The organism is Pseudomonas sp. Pse35 (assembly GCF_024519715.1).
Classification (GTDB): Bacteria; Pseudomonadota; Gammaproteobacteria; order Pseudomonadales; family Pseudomonadaceae; genus Aquipseudomonas; species Aquipseudomonas paracarnis.
The window spans coordinates 135,823-159,199 of record NZ_JALJRP010000005.1 but is presented as its reverse complement, the minus strand read 5'-3'; the positions used below and the strand labels follow the sequence as shown (position 1 = coordinate 159,199).

The 23,377-nt window shown below is 61.1% G+C and carries 27 protein-coding genes; 15 read left to right on the top strand and 12 right to left on the bottom strand.

Annotated features, from left to right (window positions below; translation table 11 throughout):
* Positions 1-71 precede the first annotated feature (71 nt).
* Positions 72-500 carry an NINE protein gene (locus tag OC445_RS06465; RefSeq protein WP_054897575.1) on the bottom strand — a complete coding sequence of 143 codons (429 nt, stop codon included), beginning with the start codon at positions 498-500 and terminating at the stop codon, positions 72-74.
* A 249-nt stretch (positions 501-749) separates the two neighbouring features.
* Here OC445_RS06465 and OC445_RS06460 point away from each other — a divergent pair, with 249 nt between their 5' ends.
* Positions 750-1,388, top strand: coding sequence for a C40 family peptidase (locus tag OC445_RS06460; protein ID WP_034128941.1), 639 nt, complete (start codon positions 750-752; stop codon positions 1,386-1,388).
* A gap of 148 nt (positions 1,389-1,536) precedes the next feature.
* On the opposite strand, the gene OC445_RS06455 is transcribed toward OC445_RS06460, so the two are convergent.
* Positions 1,537-2,571 carry a type IV pilus twitching motility protein PilT gene (locus OC445_RS06455; RefSeq protein WP_054897576.1) on the bottom strand — a complete coding sequence of 345 codons (1,035 nt, stop codon included), beginning with the start codon at positions 2,569-2,571 and terminating at the stop codon, positions 1,537-1,539.
* A gap of 57 nt (positions 2,572-2,628) precedes the next feature.
* On the opposite strand from OC445_RS06455, the gene OC445_RS06450 reads away from it, so the two are divergent.
* The 9 genes from OC445_RS06450 to OC445_RS06410 all read left to right on the top strand — a co-directional run bounded on the left by OC445_RS06450 (position 2,629) and on the right by OC445_RS06410 (position 9,356).
* Complete coding sequence (locus tag OC445_RS06450; RefSeq protein WP_054916915.1) at positions 2,629-3,315, top strand: YggS family pyridoxal phosphate-dependent enzyme; 687 nt, start codon at positions 2,629-2,631, stop codon at positions 3,313-3,315.
* Positions 3,316-3,349: 34 nt separating this feature from the next.
* On the top strand, positions 3,350-4,168 hold the full coding sequence (gene proC, locus OC445_RS06445) for a pyrroline-5-carboxylate reductase (RefSeq protein ID WP_054897578.1): 819 nt from the start codon (positions 3,350-3,352) through the stop codon (positions 4,166-4,168).
* 25 nt (positions 4,169-4,193) lie between these two features.
* Entirely contained in the window at positions 4,194-4,781 is a 588-nt protein-coding gene (locus OC445_RS06440) for a YggT family protein (protein WP_003195087.1), read from the top strand.
* 215 nt (positions 4,782-4,996) lie between these two features.
* Positions 4,997-6,148 carry a homoserine O-acetyltransferase gene (locus OC445_RS06435; RefSeq protein ID WP_034128945.1) on the top strand — a complete coding sequence of 384 codons (1,152 nt, stop codon included), beginning with the start codon at positions 4,997-4,999 and terminating at the stop codon, positions 6,146-6,148.
* Entirely contained in the window at positions 6,145-6,765 is a 621-nt protein-coding gene (gene metW, locus OC445_RS06430) for a methionine biosynthesis protein MetW (RefSeq protein ID WP_003195091.1), read from the top strand. Before OC445_RS06435 ends, metW begins: the two co-directional genes overlap by 4 nt.
* Before the next feature lie 21 nt (positions 6,766-6,786).
* On the top strand, positions 6,787-7,221 hold the full coding sequence (locus tag OC445_RS06425; RefSeq protein ID WP_032894709.1) for a DUF4426 domain-containing protein: 435 nt from the start codon (positions 6,787-6,789) through the stop codon (positions 7,219-7,221).
* Positions 7,218-7,814, top strand: a complete 597-nt coding sequence (gene rdgB / locus OC445_RS06420; protein ID WP_070415484.1) for an RdgB/HAM1 family non-canonical purine NTP pyrophosphatase — start codon at positions 7,218-7,220, stop codon at positions 7,812-7,814. Before OC445_RS06425 ends, rdgB begins: the two co-directional genes overlap by 4 nt.
* Entirely contained in the window at positions 7,811-9,013 is a 1,203-nt protein-coding gene (gene hemW / locus OC445_RS06415; protein ID WP_089041476.1) for a radical SAM family heme chaperone HemW, read from the top strand. Before rdgB ends, hemW begins: the two co-directional genes overlap by 4 nt.
* Before the next feature lie 19 nt (positions 9,014-9,032).
* A complete protein-coding gene (locus OC445_RS06410) occupies positions 9,033-9,356 on the top strand; it encodes a DUF3392 domain-containing protein (RefSeq protein WP_003195099.1) in 324 nt (107 codons plus the stop codon).
* Positions 9,357-9,494: 138 nt separating this feature from the next.
* Here the strand turns inward: OC445_RS06410 and trmB are convergent, their stop codons facing one another.
* From trmB to OC445_RS06390, 4 genes are all read right to left on the bottom strand, one after another.
* The gene (gene trmB, locus OC445_RS06405; protein WP_003195101.1) at positions 9,495-10,220 is read right to left on the bottom strand and encodes a tRNA (guanosine(46)-N7)-methyltransferase TrmB; all 726 of its coding nucleotides are present in this window, start codon (positions 10,218-10,220) and stop codon (positions 9,495-9,497) included.
* Positions 10,221-10,229: 9 nt separating this feature from the next.
* Complete coding sequence (locus tag OC445_RS06400) at positions 10,230-11,024, bottom strand: thiazole synthase (protein ID WP_054897581.1); 795 nt, start codon at positions 11,022-11,024, stop codon at positions 10,230-10,232.
* A 54-nt stretch (positions 11,025-11,078) separates the two neighbouring features.
* The gene (thiS, locus tag OC445_RS06395; RefSeq protein WP_020301926.1) at positions 11,079-11,279 is read right to left on the bottom strand and encodes a sulfur carrier protein ThiS; all 201 of its coding nucleotides are present in this window, start codon (positions 11,277-11,279) and stop codon (positions 11,079-11,081) included.
* Positions 11,280-11,358: 79 nt separating this feature from the next.
* Positions 11,359-11,733, bottom strand: a complete 375-nt coding sequence (locus OC445_RS06390; RefSeq protein WP_054897582.1) for a DUF423 domain-containing protein — start codon at positions 11,731-11,733, stop codon at positions 11,359-11,361.
* Between the two features lie 74 nt (positions 11,734-11,807).
* On the opposite strand from OC445_RS06390, the gene mtgA reads away from it, so the two are divergent.
* On the top strand, positions 11,808-12,530 hold the full coding sequence (mtgA, locus tag OC445_RS06385; protein WP_198790979.1) for a monofunctional biosynthetic peptidoglycan transglycosylase: 723 nt from the start codon (positions 11,808-11,810) through the stop codon (positions 12,528-12,530).
* Between the two features lie 188 nt (positions 12,531-12,718).
* Here the strand turns inward: mtgA and rpoH are convergent, their stop codons facing one another.
* The 4 genes from rpoH to ftsY all read right to left on the bottom strand — a co-directional run bounded on the left by rpoH (position 12,719) and on the right by ftsY (position 16,791).
* Entirely contained in the window at positions 12,719-13,573 is an 855-nt protein-coding gene (gene rpoH, locus OC445_RS06380; protein WP_003176698.1) for an RNA polymerase sigma factor RpoH, read from the bottom strand.
* A 130-nt stretch (positions 13,574-13,703) separates the two neighbouring features.
* The gene (gene ftsX / locus OC445_RS06375) at positions 13,704-14,726 is read right to left on the bottom strand and encodes a permease-like cell division protein FtsX (RefSeq protein WP_054897584.1); all 1,023 of its coding nucleotides are present in this window, start codon (positions 14,724-14,726) and stop codon (positions 13,704-13,706) included.
* Positions 14,723-15,394, bottom strand: coding sequence for a cell division ATP-binding protein FtsE (gene ftsE / locus OC445_RS06370; RefSeq protein WP_003195112.1), 672 nt, complete (start codon positions 15,392-15,394; stop codon positions 14,723-14,725). Before ftsE ends, ftsX begins: the two co-directional genes overlap by 4 nt.
* Positions 15,391-16,791: a signal recognition particle-docking protein FtsY gene (ftsY, locus tag OC445_RS06365; RefSeq protein WP_054897585.1), complete on the bottom strand. Its 1,401-nt coding sequence runs from the start codon at positions 16,789-16,791 to the stop codon at positions 15,391-15,393. The genes ftsE and ftsY overlap by 4 nt, the downstream gene beginning before the upstream one ends.
* A 232-nt stretch (positions 16,792-17,023) precedes the next feature.
* Here ftsY and OC445_RS06360 point away from each other — a divergent pair, with 232 nt between their 5' ends.
* From OC445_RS06360 to OC445_RS06345, 4 genes are all read left to right on the top strand, one after another.
* Positions 17,024-18,379, top strand: a complete 1,356-nt coding sequence (locus OC445_RS06360) for a M16 family metallopeptidase (protein WP_054897586.1) — start codon at positions 17,024-17,026, stop codon at positions 18,377-18,379.
* Positions 18,372-19,862, top strand: coding sequence for a M16 family metallopeptidase (locus tag OC445_RS06355; protein ID WP_198790977.1), 1,491 nt, complete (start codon positions 18,372-18,374; stop codon positions 19,860-19,862). Before OC445_RS06360 ends, OC445_RS06355 begins: the two co-directional genes overlap by 8 nt.
* Positions 19,862-20,479 carry a 16S rRNA (guanine(966)-N(2))-methyltransferase RsmD gene (gene rsmD, locus OC445_RS06350; protein WP_105228864.1) on the top strand — a complete coding sequence of 206 codons (618 nt, stop codon included), beginning with the start codon at positions 19,862-19,864 and terminating at the stop codon, positions 20,477-20,479. The genes OC445_RS06355 and rsmD overlap by 1 nt, the downstream gene beginning before the upstream one ends.
* A gap of 160 nt (positions 20,480-20,639) precedes the next feature.
* On the top strand, positions 20,640-21,638 hold the full coding sequence (locus OC445_RS06345) for a hydrolase (protein ID WP_034128954.1): 999 nt from the start codon (positions 20,640-20,642) through the stop codon (positions 21,636-21,638).
* 116 nt (positions 21,639-21,754) lie between these two features.
* On the opposite strand, the gene OC445_RS06340 is transcribed toward OC445_RS06345, so the two are convergent.
* The gene (locus OC445_RS06340; RefSeq protein WP_197881951.1) at positions 21,755-22,609 is read right to left on the bottom strand and encodes a sulfurtransferase; all 855 of its coding nucleotides are present in this window, start codon (positions 22,607-22,609) and stop codon (positions 21,755-21,757) included.
* Between the two features lie 33 nt (positions 22,610-22,642).
* A complete protein-coding gene (locus tag OC445_RS06335) occupies positions 22,643-23,314 on the bottom strand; it encodes a TetR/AcrR family transcriptional regulator (RefSeq protein WP_005792294.1) in 672 nt (223 codons plus the stop codon).
* Positions 23,315-23,377: the final 63 nt, after the last annotated feature.

Genomic DNA, 23,377 nt, shown 5'->3' with positions numbered 1-23,377 from the left:
TCAGCACTCCAAAGGTGGACGCGAAGCGTCCTGGGCTGCATTTCCACGCGGAGCGTGGGAACGATCAGTGCTCAGCGCCCGCTGTTGCGCTCGGCATTGCGGATCGAGATCTGCGTGTTCAGCGTCCAGAAGTCATACAGCACCCCGATCAGGAACAAACCGCCGGTCAGCAGGTAGATCAGGCCGGTGATCCATTTGCCCTGGTACATACGGTGCACACCAAACACCCCCAGGAACGCCAACAGAATCCACGCCACGCTGTATTCAATCGGCCCTGCGGTAAACCGCAGGTCGGCTTCACGGTCCATGGCCGGGATCAGGAACAAGTCGATCAACCAGCCAATGCCGAACAAGCCGAAGGTGAAAAACCAGATCGTGCCCGTCACAGGCTTGCCGTAATAAAAGCGATGAGCCCCGGTAAAACCGAAAATCCACAGCAGGTAACCAATCGCCTTGCTGTGGGTGTCTTGCTGCTGAGCAACCTGTTGATAGGTGTTCATGAAGGACCTCTTTTGCTTCGATAGATAAATTTTTTCATTTTCTTTGTGACTTTTTTACGGGCGCCCGACGTACGGCAAATGGTATCGTCCTGCCCTCAAAGCCTTGTAGCGCCTGACTTGTGTAGGACAATTGCGGCGAATCGTCGCGTTTTTCCTGAATTTGACCCCAAGGTTCAGTCGACAAACGGGCTGAGAACAGCACAAAAAGCTGTTATAAAGTTGCGCGCAAACCCATAAGAGCCACGCCTAATGCGACCATTTTTCAAGACATGGCTAACCATTTGCCTATTAATGCCACTGGCCGCCCACGCCACCAATCGTGAGCAACGACTTCCGAACGTTAACGGTTTCACCCCTAAAGTCCATAGCACGCCCAGCACTGCCAAATCGGCAAAGCCGACCGTCAGCCGCCCGACTCAACTGAGCAAGGCCCACGGCAAAGCGCTTTCCACCCAACTGGCCGTGAACACCAAGCAAAGCAGCAACGTCTTGAGCCGTGCCGTCAACGTGCTCGGTACACCTTATCGTTGGGGCGGCAGCAGCCCAAGTAAAGGGTTCGACTGCAGCGGCCTGGTGAAATATGCATTTAACGATGTAAAAGCGGTGGACCTGCCACGCACTTCCAACGCCATGGCGGCCGGCCATGGGTTGAAGGTTGACCGCAAAGACCTGAAACCGGGCGACCTGTTGTTTTTCAAACTCAAGAGCCGCCAGGTCAATCACGTCGCCATCTACCTGGGCAACGACCGCTTTATCCACGCACCGCGCCGTGGCAAGTCGGTGAGCATCGACACACTGAAAAAGCCGTTCTGGGACAAGAACTACGTGATTGCCAAGCGGGTACTGCCTAAAGAGCAGAACAACAACCTGCGGATCGTGCAGCGCTAAGCAAGGCGCTACTGAAGCTCCCCATTTGAAATGCAATCAAATGTGGGAGCTGGCTTGCCTGCGATGACGGAGTGTCAGTTGGCCGAGAGAGTGCCTGACAGTCCGCTATCGCAGGCAAGCCAGCTCCCACATTGTGCATCTGTGTGTTCTAGATATCTGCCGGTACCCTCGCCTTCTCCCGGGCCTCTTCCCGACTGACCAGCCCCGCGCCGACCAACGCCTTCAAACTCATATCCAGGGTCTTCATCCCCAACGCCCCTCCCGTCTGGATAGCCGAAACCATCTGCGCCACCTTGTCTTCGCGAATCAAGTTACGAATTGCCGGGGTGCCCAGCATGATTTCATGAGCGGCCACGCGCCCACCGCCCACCTTCTTCACCAGCACCTGAGACACCACCGCCTGCAACGACTCCGACAGCATCGAGCGGACCATGGCCTTCTCCCCGGCCGGGAAGACGTCTACCAGCCGGTCCACTGTCTTTGCCGCCGACGAGGTGTGCAGGGTGCCGAACACCAGGTGCCCGGTCTCTGCCGCCGTCAGCGCAAGGCGGATGGTTTCCAGATCGCGCAATTCACCCACCAGGATCACATCCGGGTCTTCCCGCAGGGCTGAACGCAGGGCCACCGAGAAACTGTGAGTGTCGCGATGCACCTGGCGCTGGTTGACCAGCGCCAGTTTCGGCCTGTGGATAAACTCGATGGGGTCTTCCAGCGTGAGGATATGCTGGCGTCGATGCCGGTTGAGGTCGTCGATCATCGCCGCCAGGGTCGTAGACTTGCCCGAGCCGGTGGGCCCGGTCACCAGCACCAGGCCACGAGGAAGGCGGGCGATACGCTGGAACACCTCGCCCAGTCCCAGGTCCTCCAGGCTTTGGACCTCAGTCGCAATAGCCCGGAACACCGCACCCACGCCGCGATCCTGGCGGAACACGTTCGCCCGGAACCGGGCGACGCCTGGCAATTCGAAGGCAAAATCCGTTTCAAGAGATGTTTCGAAATCCTTTTGTTGATGTTTATTCAGCAAAGGGCTCAATAAGTCGACCACTTGGGTAGCGTTCAGCGCTGGCCCATCCAGCGGCCAAACCTCGCCATCAATGCGCAGCATCGGTGCCAGGCCGGCTGACAGATGCAGGTCTGAGGCGCCTCGGCTTACGCTGGCCGTCAGCAATTGCGTGATATCCATAGGGCTTTCCATTTCCAGTAGAATGCCGCGGACTCCATATCCACGGGCGCATCTTGAATGTCGACGATAGCAGACAACATCGGCCTGGTTATCCAGCGCATCCGCGCCGCAGCCGCCGCCGTGCAACGTGACGCAAGCAGCATCCACCTGCTGGCCGTGAGCAAGACCAAACCCGCGCAGGCGGTACGCGACGCCTATGCCGCCGGGCTGCACGACTTTGGGGAAAACTACCTGCAGGAAGCCTTGGGCAAACAGGCGGATTTGACCGACCTGCCCTTGAGTTGGCACTTCATCGGCCCCATTCAATCGAACAAGACTCGCGCCATCGCCGAGAACTTCGCTTGGGTGCATTCCGTGGACCGCCTGAAAATCGCACAACGCCTGTCCGAACAACGCCCGACCGACCTGCCGCCGCTCAATATCTGCATTCAGGTCAATGTCAGTGGCGAAGCCAGCAAGTCCGGCTGCACACCCGCCGACCTGCCGGCCCTGGCCACGGCGATCAGCGCCCTGCCGCGCTTGAAGCTGCGGGGTTTGATGGCAATTCCCGAGCCGACTGAAGACCGGGCGGAGCAGGATGCGGCGTTTGCCACAGTGCGCGACCTGCAAGCCAGCTTGAACCTGCCGCTGGACACACTTTCCATGGGCATGAGCCATGACCTTGAGTCGGCCATTGCCCAAGGCGCCACCTGGGTGCGGATCGGTACCGCCCTGTTTGGCGCCCGCGACTACGGCCAGCCGTGAAATGGCTGACATCCCTCGAAAATAAGGACCTGTCATGAGCAACACGCGTATTGCCTTTATCGGCGCCGGTAACATGGCGGCCAGCCTGATCGGTGGCCTGCGGGCCAAGGGCCTGGACGCCGAGCAGATCCGCGCCAGCGACCCGGGCGCCGAGACCCGCGAGCGCGTCGGCGCCGAACACGGTATCCAGACCTTCGCCGATAACGCCGAGGCCATCCACGGCGTCGATGTGATCGTGCTGGCGGTCAAGCCCCAGGCCATGAAGGCCGTGTGCGAGAGCCTGCGCCCGAGCCTGCAGCCGCATCAGTTGGTGGTGTCGATTGCCGCCGGCATCACCTGTGCCAGCATGAAAACCTGGCTCGGCGACCAGCCGATCGTACGTTGCATGCCCAATACCCCAGCGTTGCTGCGCCAGGGCGTCAGCGGTTTGTACGCCACCGCCGAAGTCAGCGCGCAACAGCGTGACCAGGCTCAGGAGCTGCTGTCTGCGGTGGGCCTCGCCGTATGGCTGGAGCAGGAACAGCAACTGGATGCGGTCACCGCCGTTTCCGGCAGCGGCCCGGCCTACTTCTTCCTGTTGATCGAGGCCATGACCGCCGCCGGCGTCAAGCTGGGCCTGCCCCACGACGTTGCCGAACAACTGGCTGAACAAACGGCCCTGGGCGCCGCGAAAATGGCTGTGGGCAGCGATGTCGATGCCGCCGAACTGCGCCGTCGCGTCACCTCGCCAGGTGGCACCACACAAGCGGCTATCGAGTCGTTCCAGGCCGGGGGCTTTGAAGCCCTGGTGGAAACAGCACTGGGTGCCGCCGCACATCGTTCAGCCGAGATGGCTGAGCAACTGGGCAAATAGTCGTCCCTTACCAAGGTAATCAAACATGCTCGGAATCAATGACGCTGCCATTTTCATCATCCAGACCCTGGGCAGCTTGTACCTGCTGATCGTGCTGATGCGCTTTATCCTGCAACTGGTGCGTGCAAACTTCTACAACCCGCTGTGCCAGTTCGTGGTGAAGGCCACCCAACCACTGCTCAAGCCGCTGCGCCGAGTGATCCCGAGCCTGTTCGGCCTGGACATGTCGTCGCTGGTGCTGGCGTTACTGCTGCAAATCCTGCTGTTCGTGGTGATCCTGATGCTCAACGGCTACCAGGCCTTCACCGTGCTGCTGTTGCCATGGGGCCTGATCGGTATTTTCTCGCTGTTCCTGAAGATCATTTTCTGGTCGATGATCATCAGCGTGATTCTTTCGTGGGTCGCGCCAGGCAGCCGTAGCCCGGGCGCCGAATTGGTGGCTCAGATCACCGAACCGGTGCTGGCACCCTTCCGTCGCCTGATCCCGAACCTGGGTGGCCTGGATATCTCGCCGATCTTTGCGTTTATCGTGATTCAGCTGCTGCAGAGCTGGGTGATTCCACGCCTGGCGTACTTTGCCTACATGCCAAAAGAGTTGTTTGGCCTGATCTGACCAATAGATCGTTCCCACGCTCTGCGTGGGAATGCAGCCCGTGATGCTCCGCGTCACAAGGACGGGACGCAGAGCGTCCCAAGAGGCATTCCCACGCGGAGCATGGGAACGATCAAACGCGGAGCGTGGGAACGATCACGCTAACCCCGACCTTTGCTTGCCGCTAGGGTCCCCGCTCTTTAGACTTACGCCTCATTTAAACGAGAGCAGGGTCGATGCCAGCTGCCTTCCCCCCCGATTCTGTTGGACTGGTCGTGCCACAAGTGGCGCACTTCAGCGAACCGCTGGCCCTGGCCTGCGGCCGTTCGTTGCCAGCCTACGACCTGATCTACGAAACCTATGGCCAGTTGAACGCCACGGCGAGCAACGCCGTGCTGATCTGCCATGCCTTATCCGGCCATCATCACGCCGCCGGCTTCCATAGCGTTGACGACCGCAAGCCCGGCTGGTGGGACAGCTGCATCGGCCCCGGCAAGCCCATCGACACCAACAAGTTCTTTGTGGTCAGCCTGAACAACCTTGGCGGCTGCAACGGTTCCACCGGCCCCAGCAGCCTCAACCCGGAAACCGGCAAGCCGTTCGGCGCCGACTTCCCGGTGCTGACGGTAGAGGACTGGGTGCACAGCCAGGCACGCCTCGCCGACCTGTTGGGCATCAGCCAGTGGGCCGCCGTGATTGGCGGCAGCCTGGGCGGTATGCAGGCGCTGCAATGGACCATCACTTACCCGGACCGTGTGCGCCATTGCCTGGCTATCGCCTCGGCGCCCAAGTTGTCAGCGCAGAACATCGCCTTCAACGAAGTGGCGCGCCAGGCCATCCTCACCGATCCCGAGTTCCACGGCGGTTCGTTCCAGGAAGCAGGCGTGATCCCCAAGCGCGGCTTGATGCTGGCGCGGATGGTCGGCCACATTACCTACCTGTCCGACGACTCCATGGGCGAGAAATTCGGCCGTGGCCTCAAGAGCGAGAAGCTAAACTACGACTTCCACAGCGTCGAATTCCAGGTGGAAAGCTACCTGCGTTACCAGGGCGAGGAGTTCTCGGGGCGTTTCGACGCCAATACCTACCTGCTGATGACCAAAGCCCTGGACTACTTCGACCCGGCCGCCAATCACGATGACGACCTGGCGAAAACCTTCGAGCACGCCACGGCCAAGTTCTGCGTGATGTCGTTCACCACCGACTGGCGCTTTTCGCCAGCGCGCTCCCGTGAGCTGGTGGATGCCCTGATGGCCGCCAAGAAAGACGTCTGCTACCTGGAGATCGATGCACCGCAAGGCCACGACGCCTTCCTGATTCCGATCCCACGCTACCTGCAGGCGTTCAGTAACTACATGAACCGTATTTCGCTTGTGAGAACGCCATGAGAGCCGACCTGGAAATCATCCAAGACTGGATCCCCGCCGGCAGCCGCGTGCTCGACCTGGGCTGCGGCGACGGCGAACTGCTGAGCTGGCTGCGCGACCACAAGCAAGTCACCGGCTACGGCCTGGAAAACGACCCGGACAACATCGCCCAATGCGTGGCCAAGGGCATCAACGTGATCGAGCAGGACCTGGACAAGGGCCTGGGCAACTTTGCCAGCAACAGCTTCGATATCGTGGTGATGACCCAGGCCCTGCAAGCGGTGCACTACCCGGACCGCATCCTTGACGAAATGCTGCGCGTGGGCCGCCAATGCATCATCACCTTCCCCAACTTTGGCCACTGGCGCTGCCGCTGGTACCTGGCCACCAAGGGGCGCATGCCGGTCTCCGACTTCCTGCCGTACACCTGGTACAACACGCCGAACATCCACTTTTGCACCTTCGAAGACTTTGAAGCCCTGTGTGGCGAACGTGAAGCCAAGGTGATCAACCGCCTTGCCGTCGATCAACAGCACCGCCACGGCTGGGCGAGTAAGCTATGGCCCAACCTGTTGGGCGAAATTGGTATCTACCGGGTCAGCAGTCCTGGCCTGACCGACCACAAAGTTGCCGTCTAATCATCTTCAAGAGGGACGTTCATGAGTCGTTTGGCTATTTTTCTATTGACCGCATGCCTGGGCGCCAGCGCCATGGCCGCCGACACTATCGACGCTAATCGCAAAAAAGACTTTGGCGATATCACCGTTCATTACAACACCTTCACTTCAAGCTTCCTGCCACCCGAGACCGCCCAGAAAGTCGGCGTGGTGCGCAGCAAGGAGAAGGGGTTGATCAACGTCACCGTGATCAAGGGCGTAAGCCCAGTGGCCGCGCAAGTCACCGGCACTATCAAGGACCTGGGCGGCAAAAGCGAGATCCTGACGTTCAAGCAGATCGAAGAAAAAGGCGGCATCAGCTACCTCGCGCCCTACACCGTGACGCAACGGGAATACAAGACCTTCACCATCAACGTTGAAACCGGCGGCAAGGCCCACGGCTTCCAATTCAACCAAGAACTGTTCCCCGCCCAATGATGAACCTTACCCAACTCGTACTCGCCAGCCATAACGCCGGCAAACTCAAAGAACTGCAGGCCATGCTCGGTGAGTCTGTGCAACTGCGTTCGATCGGCGAGTTCAGCCAGGTCGAACCGGAAGAGACCGGCCTGTCGTTCGTCGAGAATGCCATCCTCAAGGCCCGCAATGCTGCGCGTATCTCTGGCCTGCCGGCCCTGGCGGATGATTCGGGCCTGGCCGTGGATTTCCTCGGCGGCGCCCCTGGTATCTACTCGGCCCGTTACGCCGACGGCCAGGGCGATGCAGCCAACAACGTCAAGCTGCTCGACGCCCTCAAAGACGTGCCGGAGGCCGAGCGTGGTGCGCAGTTCGTCTGCGTGTTGGCCCTGGTGCGGCATGCCGACGACCCGCTGCCGATTCTGTGCGAAGGCTTGTGGCACGGGCGCATCCTGCACGCGGCCAGCGGTGAACATGGCTTTGGCTATGACCCGCTGTTCTGGGTGCCGGAGCGCAATGTCTCCAGCGCTGAACTGAGCCCGGCCGACAAGAATCAGATCAGCCACCGCGCCCGCGCCATGGCGTTGCTGCGCCAGCGCCTGGGTTTGAAATGACCCAGAACACCTCTGCGCAGCCGCTGATTCACGGCGGCGCGCAAACACCTCGGGCGGCCTTGCCTGTGCTGCCGCCTCTGGCGCTGTACATCCACATCCCGTGGTGCGTGCGTAAATGCCCGTATTGCGACTTCAACTCCCACACTGCCAGCAAAGTGCTGCCGGAAGAAGAGTATGTGGACGCCCTGCTGGCCGACCTGGACCAAGACCTGCACGCCGTATATGGCCGTAAGCTGAGTTCGATCTTCTTTGGCGGCGGCACGCCCAGCCTGTTCAGTGCGGCTGCACTGGGCCGCCTGCTCAAGGGCGTTCAAGCGCGTATCCCGTTTGCTGACGATATCGAGATCACCCTGGAAGCCAACCCCGGGACGTTCGAACAAGAGAAGTTCGTGGCGTACCGCAAACTGGGGATCAATCGCCTGTCCATCGGCATCCAGAGTTTCCAGCAAGAGAAGCTTGAAGCCCTGGGCCGCATCCACAATGGCGATGAAGCCGTGCGCGCAGCCGGCATGGCGCGCCAGGCCGGGTTCGACAACTTCAACCTGGACTTGATGCACGGCCTGCCCAACCAGTCCCTGGAGGACGCCTTGGGCGACCTGCGCCAGGCCATTGCACTCAAACCGACGCACCTGTCCTGGTACCAACTGACCCTGGAACCCAACACCGTGTTCTGGAACCAGCCGCCCGCGCTGCCGGAAGACGACACGCTGTGGGATATCCAGGAAGCCGGCCAGGCACTGCTCGCCGAACACGGTTACGCACAATATGAAGTCTCGGCCTACGCCCAACCGGGGCGGCCGGCGCGGCATAACCTCAATTACTGGAGCTTTGGCGACTTTATCGGCATCGGCGCCGGGGCCCACGGCAAGCTCAGCCACCCGGACGGGCGCATTATCCGCACCTGGAAAACCCGTGCACCAAAGGACTACCTCAACCCGGCCAAAAGCTTCCAGGCCGGCGCGAAAGAACTGACCAACGATGAACTGCCGTTCGAGTTTCTGATGAACGCGCTGCGCCTCACCGAAGGGGTTGATGCCAAGCTTTACGCCGAGCGCACCGGCCTCGATCTGGCGAGCCTCGATGAAGGCCGCCGCGACGCAGAACAAAGTGGATTAATGCAGGTCGAACCGTCACGCCTGGCGGCCACCGACCGCGGGCAACTCTTTCTCAATGACCTGTTGCAGAAGTTTTTGAGCTGATAGCTCTTAAGGAAATCGAATGGATCTGGTACTCGACCTGCTCGCCACCGTATCCCGCTGGAGCCGTAGCAACCTGTCGGAAATATCGTTGGCCCTTGTGGGCTGTTTGCTGGTGCTGTTCGGCGCCGACATCAAGGGCTGGGTCGAAGCGCGCCTGGGCAGCATCGCCGGCGCCTTGCGCGTACCCTTGATGGCCCTGCTGTGCCTGATCGGCAGCGGTGCGGCGTTGATCTATGCCACGCCGTGGATTGTGCGGGGGTTGAGCCAGTTCAATAACTACAGCCTAGCGCCGGTGTTGATCGTGGTGCTGGTGTTGATTGGCGTGGTAGCAGACCGCCGCTGACCCAGCAGGCACTACAAAACACATGTGGGAGCTGGCTTGCCTGCGATACAGACACCTCGGTGTATCAGTGATACCGAGGTGATGTTATCGCAGGCAAGCCAGCTCCCACATTTGATTGCGTTTCAAGCTGATGACTGTTTAAGCCAGCTTCTCGAATTTCAAATCCCACACCCCATGCCCCAATCGCTCGCCACGGCGTTCGAACTTGGTGATCGGCCGCTCGGCCGGGCGTGGCACGCATTTGCCGTCTTCGGCCAGGTTGCGGTAGCCGGGGGCGACGTTCATCACTTCCAGCATGTATTCCGCGTACGGTTCCCAGTCGGTCGCCATGTGCAGGATGCCGCCCACTTTCAGCTTGCTGCGCACCAGTTCCGCGAAGGACGCCTGGACGATGCGGCGCTTGTGGTGACGGGCCTTGTGCCATGGGTCGGGGAAGAACAGCATCAGGCGGTCGAGGCTGTTGTCGGCGATGCAGCGGTTGAGCACTTCAATCGCATCGCAGTCGTAGACCCGCAGGTTTTTCAGGCCTTGGGTCAGCACACCGTTGAGCAGTGCGCCGACGCCTGGGCGGTGCACTTCCACACCGATGAAATCCTGCTCCGGCGCGGCTGCGGCCATTTCCAGCAGGGAATGGCCCATACCGAAACCGATTTCCAGGGAGCGCGGGGCCGAACGGCCGAACACTTGGTCATAGTCCACCGGCGCGTCGGCCAGGGGCAACACGAACAGCGGCGTGCCCTGTTCCAGGCCCTTTTGTTGGCCTTCGGTCATGCGGCCAGCGCGCATCACAAAACTCTTGATGCGGCGGTGCTTGGACTCGTCGCCCTCTTCCACGGTGTTCGGCGTTTCGTTTGATTCAGTCATCAATAGCTCTTACTTGATCAGACCATCCAGCGGCGAAGAGGCGCTGGCATAGAGTTTTTTCGGCATGCGCCCGGCGAGGTAGGCCAGGCGGCCCGCGACGATGGCGTGGTTCATGGCTTGGGCCATCATGATTGGTTGCTGGGCATGGGCAATGGCCGAGTTCATCAGTACGGCGTCGCAGCCCAGCTCCATGGCGATGGTCGCGTCGGAGGCTGTGCCCACGCCCGCATCCACCAGTACTGGAATCCTGGCTTCTTCGAGGATGATCTGCAGGTTATACGGATTGCAGATCCCCAGGCCGGAACCGATCAGACCGGCCAGCGGCATCACCGCGATGCAGCCGATTTCTGCCAGTTGGCGCGCGATGATCGGGTCATCGCTGGTGTAGACCATAACGTCGAAACCTTCCTTGACCAGGGTTTCGGCGGCCTTGAGGGTTTCGATCACATTGGGGAACAGGGTTTTCTGGTCGGCCAGCACTTCCAGCTTCACCAGGTTGTGGCCGTCGAGCAGCTCACGGGCCAGGCGGCAGGTGCGCACGGCTTCGATGGCGTCGTAGCAACCGGCGGTGTTCGGCAGAAAGGTGTAGCGCTCCGGCGACAGCACTTCGAGCAGGTTCGGCTCGCCCTCGATCTGGCCGAGGTTGGTGCGGCGTACGGCGAAGGTGACGATCTCGGCACCCGAGGCTTCGATGGCCAGGCGGGTCTCTTCCATGTCGCGGTACTTGCCGGTGCCGACCAGCAGACGGGACTGGTAGGTACGACCGGCCAGGACGAAAGGCTTGTCGCTACGAACGATGCTCATGGGAAATCCTCTGGTTGGATGAGGTTCTGCAGAATGCGTTGCGGCCGTGGCGGGCTAGCCGCCGCCGATGGCGTGGACCACTTCGATCTGGTCACCTTCGGTGAGCGCAGTCTCGGCGTGCTGGCTACGCGGGACGATATCCAGGTTGAGCTCCACTGCGACGCGACGCCCGGTCAGGTCCAGACGGGTCAGCAGGGCCGCAACGGTTTCGCCGTCGGGCAGTTCAAAGGGTTCGCCGTTCAACTGAATGCGCATGCCACGGGCCGCCATCGTTTTTAGGGGCCCGCATTCTAGCGCGATTGGAACCTGAAGGTCAGCTCCAAGCGTCAAGCGGTCAAAGCTGCAAACGCCACGCCGCCAGGCCCAGGAAGAACCAGCCGAGCAGGAACGCCAGCCCGCCAAACGGCGTGATGATCCCCAGTTTACTGATGCCGGTCATCGTCAGCACATACAGGCTGCCCGAGAACAGCAGGATACCGACGGTAAACGAAATACCCGCCCAAGTGACCAGCCGACCCGGAATATGCGCCGCCAGCAAGGCCACGCCGAACAGTGCCAGGGCATGCACCAACTGGTAGGTCACACCAGTATGAAAGATCGCCAGGTAGTCGGTGCTCAGGCGGTTTTTCAGGCCGTGAGCGGCGAACGCGCCCAGGGCGACACCGGTAAAGCCGAAAAAGGCAGCCAGCATCAGAAAGCTACGCAGCATGGGGAACTCCAGTCAGACTCATCGGGCAGGGTCTGTATAATGGCCCGCTCAACGGGTTCGGCCAAGCCATCTCTATGCTGCGTGTCCTCTTCAAACGCTTTCTCAACGTCGTGAAATGGTTTGCCATCGGCAGTGTGTTGCTGGTGCTGCTGTTTCGTGTGGTGCCGCCACCGTTCACTGCGCTGATGGTGGAGCGCAAGGTCGAGTCCTGGGTCGACGGTGAGCCTATCGACCTGCAACGCAGCTGGGTGCCATGGGATGAAATATCCGATGACCTGAAAGTGGCGGTGATGGCCGGTGAAGACCAGCGCTTCCCACAACATTGGGGTTTTGATTTCGGCGCGATCCAGGCGGCGATTCTGCACAACGAACGCGGCGGCTCGATTCGCGGTGCCAGCACCCTGAGCCAGCAGGTGTCGAAAAACCTGTTCCTGTGGGCCGGCCGCAGCTATTTGCGCAAGGGCCTGGAAGCGTGGTTTACCGGGTTGATCGAGGTGCTGTGGCCCAAGCAAAGGATTCTTGAGGTGTACCTCAACAGCGTGGAATGGGATGAGGGCGTGTTCGGCACAGAGGCGGCGGCGCGACACCATTTTGGCGTGAGCGCCAAGGGCCTTTCGCGGCAGCAGGCCAGTTACCTGGCGGCGGTGTTGCCTAATCCACGGGTGTGGAGTGCCAGCCATCCGACCGCCTATGTGGCACGCAGGGCGGCATGGATTCGCCAGCAGATGAGCCAATTGGGCGGGGATGGTTACCTGATGGAGCTGAACAACTCTCGAAAGGCACCCTGGTCCGACTGACACAATATGGGACCTGTGGGAGCTGGCTTGCCTGCGATAGCGGTGGGTCAGTAACCCATGCTTCAGCTGACACGGCCTCATCGCAGGCAAGCCAGCTCCCACATTAAACCGAGTTGGGCTTGAGACTTTTCGAACACAAACAAAAATGCCCCGGTCTTTCGACCGGGGCATTTTTTGTTCGCTGCATTTTAAGCGGCGATCGACAACTTCAGCTTGTTCATCGCGCTTTTCTCAAGCTGACGAATCCGCTCGGCCGACACGTTGTACTTCTGCGCCAGGTCGTGCAGCGTGGCTTTTTCTTCTGCCAGCCAACGCTGGTAGAGGATGTCACGGCTGCGGTCGTCCAGCACTTCCAGCGCTTCGTGCAGGTTGTGGTTGGAGTTGTCGCTCCAGTCGGCGTCTTCCAGTTGACGCGCCGGGTCGTACCGGTGGTCTTCCAGGTAGTTGGCCGGCGATTGGAAGGCGCTGTCGTCATCCGCTTCGGCGGCTGGGTCGAAGGCCATGTCATGGCCGGTCAGGCGGCTTTCCATCTCGCGCACTTCACGCGGCTCCACGCCGAGGCTTTCGGCCACGCGGTGGACTTCTTCGTTGTTCAGCCACGCCAGGCGTTTTTTCTGGCTGCGCAGGTTGAAGAACAGCTTGCGCTGGGCCTTGGTAGTGGCCACTTTCACGATGCGCCAGTTGCGCAGGATGAACTCGTGGATTTCCGCCTTGATCCAGTGCACGGCAAACGAAACCAGGCGCACGCCCATTTCAGGGTTGAAACGCTTCACTGCCTTCATCAGGCCAACGTTGCCTTCCTGAATCAGGTCGGCCTGGGCCAGACCGTAGCCGCTATAGCTACGGGCGATATGTACGACAAAACGCAGGTGGGCGAGCACCATCTGCCGAGCCGCCCCCAAATCCTGCTCATAGTAGAGACTCTCGGCCAGTTCACGCTCCTGCTCGGGCGTCAGCAATGGAATGCTGTTGACCGTGTGCACATAAGCCTCCAGGTTCGCACCCGGGACCAAGGCATAAGCAGGTTGCAAAGAAGTGGTCATACGAAAAAACCTCCGACTCACATAACTCGTGCAGTTCAGCACTGCGAAAATTGACCTGGGAACCGTAGGACAAGTTCCCTAAACCGCTGATACGGTCAATACAAACGAAACCACATTAATCTGGCATTAACTACTTCGGTGCCAGCTCGCGTAAATGCCGTGCCACCGCAATCCACGCACCGATATACCCCAACAACACCGCGCCAAGCAAGAGACTCAGACCATCGGCTACCGGCACACCGGCCAGCGCGAAATCACTGCCGTAGAGCCCGGCCAGGCCAACAACCGCGTCGTTCAACCAATCCAGGCCAAACGCCAGTACGCCCCAGGACAAGATCCCCGCACCCAAGCCATACAGCGCGCCCATGTACAGGAAAGGCCGACGCACATAGCTGTCTGTGCCGCCCACCAGTTTAATCACTTCTATCTCGGTGCGACGGTTTTCAATATGAAGACGAATGGTATTACCTATCACCAAAAGTAATGCAGACACTAATAACACCGTCAGGCCGAACACAAAGCGGTCACCCAGCTTGAGGATTGCGGCCAGGCGCTCTACCCAGACTAGATCAAGTTGGGCCTGTTGCACCTTCGGCATCTCTGCGAGTTTTTGTCGCAGGGCTTCCAGCGCCGGCTTGTCGACCTCGTTCGGCGTTACCAACACCACGCCCGGCAGCGGGTTCTGCGGCAGCTCCTTGAGCGCCTCGCCCAGGCCCGATTGCTGCTGGAACTCTTCGAGGGCTTGGTCGCGGCTGATGTACTCGGCCTCGGCTACCCCCGGGATGTTCTTGATGTCGTCACGCAGCGCTTCGCCTTCCTTGCTGCTGGTGTCCAGGTTCAGGTACAGCGAAATCTGCGCCGCCCGCTGCCAGGAACCGCCCAGGCGCTCCACATTATTAAGCAACAGCGACAAGCCCATCGGCAGGCTCAAGGCCACCGCCATCACCAGGCAAGTGAAAAAACTACCGATCGGCTGTTTGCCCAGGCGCCGCAGGCTGTCCAGCAGGCTAGCGCGATGGCTTTCAATCCAGGCGTGCACCAGGGTACCGAAGTCCGGGCCGTCGTCGTCGTCGTGTTTTTTCTTTTTCGGTTGCGGGTCGGCCGGTTTCGGCGCCACGCGTTCGGATACTTTAGGGCTGCGTGTAGCACTCATACGCCCGCCTCCCCATCGCCGATCAGGCGGCCGCGCTGCAGGGTCAGCATGCGATGACGCATACGGGCAATCAGGGCCAGGTCGTGGCTGGCAATCAATACGCTGGTGCCCAGGCGGTTGATATCTTCGAACACCCCCATGATCTCGGCCGCCAGGCGCGGGTCGAGGTTACCGGTGGGTTCGTCCGCCAGCAGCAAAGCCGGGCGATGGACGATGGCGCGGGCGATACCGACACGCTGTTGCTGGCCGGTGGACAGGTCGCCGGGGAAGAGGTCGGTCTTGTCCGACAAGGCTACACGCTCCAGGGCCGAGTCCACGCGCTTGACGATCTCGGCCTTGGACAGCCCCAGTATCTGCAACGGCAGGGCCACGTTGTTGAACACCGTACGGTCGAACAGCAACTGATGGTTCTGGAACACTACGCCGATCTGGCGGCGCAAGAATGGAATTTGCGCATTGCTGATGGTAGCCAGGTCCTGGCCCGCCAGCAGCAACTTGCCGGTGGTCGGGCGTTCCATGGCCAGCAACAGGCGCAACAGCGTACTTTTGCCCGCGCCCGAATGGCCGGTGACAAACAAGAATTCGCCGCGACGCACTCGAAAGCTCAGCTCATGCAAGCCCACATGCCCGTTGGCATAGCGTTTACCGACCTGTTCGAATCGAATCATGAACGCTCCCGCTCGGCAAACAGTGCCTGTACAAAGGGTTCGGCTTCAAAGGTGCGCAGGTCGTCGATGCCTTCACCGACGCCGATATAGCGAATCGGTAACCCGAACTGTTTGGCCAGGGCGAAAATCACACCGCCCTTGGCCGTGCCGTCGAGCTTAGTCAATGCCAGGCCGGTCAGTTGCACCGTCTGGTTGAATTGCTTGGCCTGGCTGATGGCGTTCTGGCCGGTACCAGCGTCGAGCACCAGCAAGACTTCGTGGGGTGCATCGGCGTCAAGCTTGCCGATCACGCGGCGCACTTTCTTCAGTTCTTCCATCAAATTGTCTTTGGTGTGCAGGCGGCCGGCTGTATCGGCGATCAGCACATCGATGTTGCGCGCCTTGGCGGCTTGCACAGCATCGAAAATCACCGACGCAGAGTCGGCACCGGTGTGCTGGGCAATCACCGGGATCTTGTTGCGCTCGCCCCACACCTGCAACTGCTCGACGGCGGCGGCACGGAAGGTGTCACCGGCGGCGAGCATGACTTTCTTGCCCTCCCCCTGCAGCTTCTTGGCCAGTTTGCCGATGGTGGTGGTCTTGCCAGCGCCGTTTACACCTACAACGAGGATGACGAACGGCTTTTTCGGCGTGATCACCAGCGGCGCTTCAACCGGCTTGAGCATGGCGGCCAGCTCAGCCTGCAGGGATTTGTACAGGGCGTCGGCGTCGGTCAACTGCTTGCGCGCGACCTTCTGCGTCAGGCTCTGGATGATCACGGCGGTGGCTTCGACGCCCACGTCGGCGGTGAGCAGGCGGGTCTCGATGTCTTCCAGCAGCTCGTCATCAATGACTTTCTTGCCCAGGAACAGGCTGGCCATGCCTTCGCCAATACTGGCGCTGGTCTTGCTCAGGCCCTGCTTGAGACGGGCAAAAAACCCGGTTTTGCTGGTTTCGGTGGTGGCGACGACAGGCTCTGGCTCGACGACGGCAGGTGCGGCAACAACCGGTGCCGGCACTTCAACGACGGGCGGAACTTCAGCCACAACCTCTACCGGCGCCGGCTCAACCACTGCAGGAATCGGCGGCACGACGTGCTCGGCCTGAACATCCTCCACCAACGCCACAGGCTCTTCGGCCACCGGCAGTTCCAACCAAGGCTTGTGCTCAGGCGCAGGCTCAAGTTCCGGCTCGGCCTCGACGACCGGCTGCAACACCGGCTCAGCCATCGGCAACACCACCGGAACTGGCGTCTCGGCAACCGGTTCGGCTTCTATTACGGGTTCAGGGGTGGGTTCAGCGTGAACCTGTGGCTGTTCGACGACGGTTTCCTGCGGCTTTTTGCGCAGCCATCCGAACAGGCCTTTCTTCTCGCCAGCCGCAGCTGGGGTCTTCTTGTCGTCGTTGGAACCAAACATGGAGACGGCTATCTCAAGGTAGCGACGCGCCAAGGGGCGCTTCGGTAAATAAAATTCGATGCGTAACAGACTGTTTTTTAGCCAGCTCGTTCATGCGCAACATTTTGTAAGGCCTAAATAGGGCCTCAACAAGACAGCCACAGTGGCCGTCCCTAGGTCGGATCAGTATCCTAGCACCTCCTCGCCCGCCGACGCTAAGACCAAGCGGGCAGCCCAACAGGTTTAAAAACGAATGAATGCTCTAGCCCGCCGCGCCGCAGGCCTGCTGTTCAGCACAGTTTGTCTGCCTCTCTCAGCTTTGGCTGCCGATCCACAACCCACCCATGAATTCACCCTCGATAACGGCCTCAAGGTGGTCGTGCGCGAAGATCATCGCGCGCCGGTGGTGGTTTCCCAGGTCTGGTACAAGGTTGGCTCAAGCTACGAAACCCCGGGCCAGACCGGTTTGTCCCACGCCCTGGAACACATGATGTTCAAGGGCAGCGCCAAGGTTGGCCCCGGCGAAGCCTCGCTGATCCTGCGCGACCTGGGCGCCGAAGAAAACGCCTTCACCAGCGACGACTACACCGCGTATTACCAGGTATTGGCCCGTGATCGCCTGGGTGTGGCCTTTGAGCTGGAAGCCGACCGCATGGCCAGCCTGCGCCTGCCGGCCGACGAGTTCAGCCGGGAAATCGAGGTAATCAAGGAAGAGCGCCGCCTGCGCACCGACGACAACCCGATGTCCAAGGCCTACGAGCGCTTCAAGGCCATGGCCTTCCCCGCCAGTGGCTACCACACGCCGACCATCGGCTGGATGGCCGACCTGGACCGCATGAAGGTCGAGGAACTGCGCCACTGGTACCAATCCTGGTACGTGCCGAACAACGCCACCCTGGTGGTGGTCGGCGACGTGACCCCGGACGAGGTGAAAAACCTCGCCCAACGTTACTTCGGCCCGATCCCCAAGCGTGACGTGCCGCCGGCAAAAATCCCGATGGAACTGGCCGAGCCCGGCGAGCGCCTGCTGACCCTGCACGTGCAGACCCAATTGCCAAGCGTGTTCCTGGGCTTCAACGTGCCTGGCCTGGCCACCGCCGAAGACAAACGCTCGGTGCAGGCCCTGCGCCTGATCTCGGCGCTGCTGGACGGCGGCTACAGTGCACGGATCTCCGAGCAACTGGAGCGCGGTGAGGAACTTGTGTCCGCGGCTTCCACCAACTACGACGCCTACACCCGCGGCGACAGCCTGTTTACGCTCTCGGCCACGCCGAACCAGCAGAAGAAGAAAACCGTCGCCCAAGCCGAAGCCGGCCTGTGGCGCCTGCTCGATGAGTTGAAGGCCAAGCCGCCGACCGCCGAAGAACTGGAGCGCATCCGTGCCCAGGTCATTGCCGGCCTGGTGTACCAGCGTGATTCCATCACCAGCCAGGCCACGGCCATCGGCTCCCTGGAAACGGTCGGCCTGTCCTGGAAGCTCATGGACACGGAGCTTGCCGACCTGCAAAGCGTGACCCCGGAAGACATCCAGAAGGCCGCACGCACTTATTTCACCCGCGAACGTCTGAGCGTCGCCCATGTTTTGCCTGAGGAGACCGCTCATGAGTGATCGCAAAAACAGCCGCCTGATCCTGCCCGGCCTGATCGCCGTCACCCTGATGGCGGCCAGCGCCGTTTACTTTTTGCGCCCGAGCGAGTCGGTCGCCAGCCAGGCCCTGGACAAGGCTCAAACGGCCAGCACCCTGCAGTCCCTGGCGGAACTGGATGGCAAGGCACCGACCAACCGCAAGCTCGACGTACAAACCTGGACCACCGCCGAAGGCGCCAAGGTGCTGTTCGTCGAAGCCCACGAATTGCCGATGTTCGACATGCGCCTGCTGTTTGCCGCCGGCAGCAGCCAGGATGGCGACGTGCCAGGCCTGGCGCTGATGACCAACGCCATGCTCAACGAAGGCGTGCCGGGTAAGGATGTCAGCCAGATCGCCAGTGGGTTCGAAGGCCTGGGGGCCGATTTCGGCAACGGCGCCTATCGCGACATGGCGCTGGTGACCCTGCGCAGCCTGAGCGACAACGATAAGCGCACCGCCGCCCTGGCCCTGTTCGACCAGGTGATTGGCCAGCCGACGTTCCCGGCGGATTCCCTGGCGCGGATCAAGAACCAGATCCTGGCCGGTTTCGAGTACCAGAAACAGAACCCCGGCAAACTGGCGAGCATCGAGCTGTTCAAGCGTCTGTACGGCGACCATCCTTACGCGCATCCGAGCGAAGGCACCCCAGAAAGCGTGCCGAAAATTACCCTGGCACAGTTGCAGGCGTTCCATGCCAAAGCCTATGCGGCGGGCAATGCCGTGATTGCGGTCGTCGGCGACCTGACCCGTGCAGAAGCCGAGGCCATGACGGCCAAAGTGTCGGCATCGCTGCCCAAAGGCCCGGCCATGGCCAAGATCGCTCAACCGACCGAGCCAAAAGCCGGCCTGAGCCGCATCGAGTTTCCGTCCAAGCAAACCCACCTGCTGTTTGCGCAATTGGGCATCGACCGCGCCGACCCGGACTACGCAGCCTTGTCCCTGGGCAACCAGATCCTTGGCGGCGGCGGCTTCGGTACCCGTTTGATGAGCGAGGTGCGTGAAAAACGCGGCCTGACCTACGGCGTGTACTCCGGTTTCTCACCGATGCAGGTGCGCGGCCCGTTCATGATCAACCTGCAGACCCGCGCCGAAATGAGCGGCGGCACCCTGCGCCTGGTGGAGGACGTGCTGGCTGACTACCTCAAGACCGGCCCGACGCAAAAGGAACTGGATGACGCCAAGCGCGAACTGGCCGGCAGCTTCCCGCTGTCCACCGCCAGCAACGCCGATATCGTCGGGCAGTTGGGCGCCATGGGTTTCTACAACCTGCCGCTGAGCTATCTGGAAGATTTCATGAAACAATCCCAGGCCCTGACCGTCGATCAGGTCAAGGCTGCAATGAACAAACACTTGAGCGCCGACAAGATGGTCATCGTGACCGCCGGCCCGACGATTGCGCAAAAGCCACTACCGCCCCCCACTGATAAACCTGCCGAGCAGCCGCTCGGGGTTCCGGAGCATTAATGGCCAGTTCATCTCGCCCGAAAAAACCTGTCCACAACGTGCATAACGGTGTGGGCCAACTGCGCATCATTGGCGGTGAATGGGGCAGCCGCAAGCTGAGCTTCCCCGACGTCGTGGGCCTGCGCCCGACGCCCGATCGCGTGCGTGAAACCCTGTTCAACTGGCTCGCGCCGTACATAGGCGGGGCCAAAGTGCTGGACCCGTTCGCCGGCAGCGGCGCGCTGTTCCTGGAGGCGCTGTCCCGTGGCGCGGCCCAGGGCCAGGCGCTGGACGCCAGCAATGTGGCGGTGTCCAGCCTCAAGGAGCACCTGGGCACGCTGCGTTGCACCACCGGCCAGGTGCAGACGGCCGACGCGCTGCGCTACCTGGAAACCCAGGCGGCCACTGAATACGACGTAGTGTTCCTCGATCCACCGTTCAACCAGAACCTGCTGCCGACCGTGTGCGCCTTGCTCGAAGAACGCCAGTGGCTGGCACCGGATGCCTGGATCTACACTGAGAGCGAGACCGCGCCCTCCACGCTCGGCCTGCCAAGTGGTTGGCGCCTGCACCGGGAGCAGAAGTCCGGGCGGGTGTATTACGCGTTGTGGCATCGTTTGGTCGAAAACGCCGCCTGATCGTGTGGCTAGAGATTGCTCCCGCTGGGCTGCGAAGCGGCCCTGAAACCTGCCAAGGTGTTCCGACTGAATAAACGCAGTGTTCTTGATGGGGCCGCTACGCGGCCCAGCGCGAGCAAGCTCGCTCGCCACAGTGAGTTCACTTGCCACCGAGAGCGTCATGACCCCTTCTTGCGACCTGTTCAAACCCGCCTTCGGCCTCGGCAACCCTCACTTGCAGACACTGTGGGGACCGCTGTGGCGGCCGACCACCCACATCGAGCGCCAACGCGAGCGCCTGTGGCTGGAGGATGGCGACTTCCTCGATCTCGACTGGCACGGGCCTCATGACGTGCAAGCGCCTTTGGTGCTGGTGCTGCATGGGCTGACCGGTTCGTCCAATTCACCCTATGTGGCCGGCCTGCAAAAAGTCCTCGCCGCCCAAGGCTGGGCCAGTGCTGCGTTGAACTGGCGCGGCTGCTCGGGCGAGCCCAACCTGCTGGCTCGCAGCTATCACTCCGGCGCCAGCGAAGACCTGGCAGCCGCGATTGCTCATCTGCGCGCCAAGCGGCCTTTGGCGCCCTTGTACGCGGTGGGTTACTCCCTGGGCGGCAACGTGTTGCTCAAGCATTTGGGGGAAACCGGCGAGGCTTCAGGGCTGCAGGGCGCGGCGGCGGTGTCGGTGCCGTTTCGCCTGGATCAATGCGCGGATCGCATTGGGCTGGGGTTCTCGCGGGTGTATCAGAAGCACTTCATGCGCGAGATGCTGGCGTATATCCGCGTCAAGCAACGCCAATTCCTGCAGGACGGTCGTGAGGATGGGCTCAAAACCCTCGAGGCCCTTGGTTCCCTGGAAAAGATGCGCACGTTCTGGGACTTCGACGGGCGGGTAACCGCGCCGCTGCACGGTTTCTTGAGTGCCGAGGATTACTATCGCCGCGCCTCCAGTCGCTATTACCTGGGCGGTATCCGCACGCCGACGCTGATTATCCAGGCGGCTGATGATCCGTTTGTGTTTGCGCACAGCTTGCCTGACGCCAGTGAGCTGTCGGCCTGCACCGAGTTCGAGTTGCTGGCCAAGGGCGGGCATGTGGGGTTTGTGGAGGGTTCGCTGAAGCGCCCTGGTTACTACCTGGAGCGCCGGATCCCACAATGGCTCCAAACCCAATACGGTCAATAGTGTGGGAGCTGGCTTGCCTGCGATAGCGGTGGGCCAGCCAACGTTGAGGTGGCTGACAATCTGCTATCGCAGGCAAGCCAGCTCCCACATTTTAAGCAAGTGTTCACACCGATCGTTTAGTCGCCCTTCGCAATTTCCCGCGCCGGATCAGTAATCCACTCACTCCACGACCCCGCATACAACTTGCCCAACGGGTACCCCGCCAGGCTCAACGCAAACAGGTTATGGCACGCCGTCACTCCAGACCCGCAATACGCCACCAGCTCCTGAGCCGGGCGCCCTTGCAACTGCGCGGCAAAGCGTTGCTTGAGCTGATCAGCCGGCAAGAAACGACCATCACTGCCCAGGTTTTCACTGAACGCCGCGCATTGCGCGCCAGGGATATGCCCGGCAATCGGGTCGATGGGTTCTACTTCGCCACGAAAGCGCGGCTGGGCGCGGGCGTCGATCAAGGTCAGGCCGGGTTGGCCCAGGCGTTTTTGCAGGTGTTCGGCATCCAGCAACAGACGATGATCCGGCGTACCGGCGAAGGTACCTGGCTCAACCACGGGCGCGTCCAGGCTCAGGGGGAAACCGGCGGCATGCCAGGCCTTGAGGCCACCATCCAGAATGAACACGCCATCACGCTTGCCCAGCCAGGCCAGCAACCACCAGGCACGGGCGGCGTAGGCTCCGGGGCCGTCGTCATACAGCACCACATCGGTGTCGGCACTGATACCCCAGGCCCGCAGTTGCCTGGCGAACGTGTCCGCCGCCGGCAAAGGATGACGACCGGTCACGCCCTTGGTCACCGGGCCGCTCAGGTGGCGCTCCAGGTCGGCGTATTGCGCGCCCTCGATATGCCCTTCGGCGTAACTGCACAAGCCATAGTCGGGGTCTTCCAGGGCAAAGCGGCAATCCAGGATCACCCACCCGCTCGACTGTTGGCGCTCGGCCAATTGCTGGGGGCTGATCAGTTGGGCAAGCGGCATGACTGACTCCTGTGAATACAAAGGGGAAAGGTCTTACTTCACTTCTTCCAGTGCCTGATTCAACGGCACGTAAAACTCTTTGAACAAGGCGTCCACCGCCTCTTTGGCCTGTGGCGTGACAAACCCCGCCTCCAGCACCAGCACCTGATAAACCCCACGCTTGATCGCCTCGGCGCTCAGGTGGGTGGATTTTTCATTGGTGGTACACAAAAAGCGCACCCACGAGGTGAGGATGATCCACGCATTCAGGGTCAGGGCTTCTGTTTGCACCGGGTCCATATTGAGAATGCCGGCATCGACAAAGCCCTGGTAGATCGCGCCGCCCTGAATCAGGCAACGCTGGGAAAAACGCCGGTAGCCGGTCGCCAGTTCCGGGTCGCTCTCCAGCAGGTGTTCGAGGTCGCGATGCAGGAAGCGATAACGCCACATGCCGGCCAATACGGCTTGCAGGTAAAAGCGTTTATCCTCCACCACCATCGTGCGTCCCTGGGGTGGGCGCAGGAAACTGTCTACCAACGCTTCATATTCGCGGAACAGCACGGCGATGATCGCCTGCTTGTTAGGGAAGTGGTAGTACAGGTTGCCCGGGGAAATTTCCATGTGGGCGGCAATGTGGTTGGTACTGACACTGCGCTCGCCCTGCTGGTTAAAAAGCTCCAGGCTGGTTTGCACAATGCGCTCGCTGGTCTTTACTCGTGGTGCCATAGGGGATCAGCTTCTATACACGGGATGGGGCATCTTACGGCCTAACCCGGCCAGGATAAATCT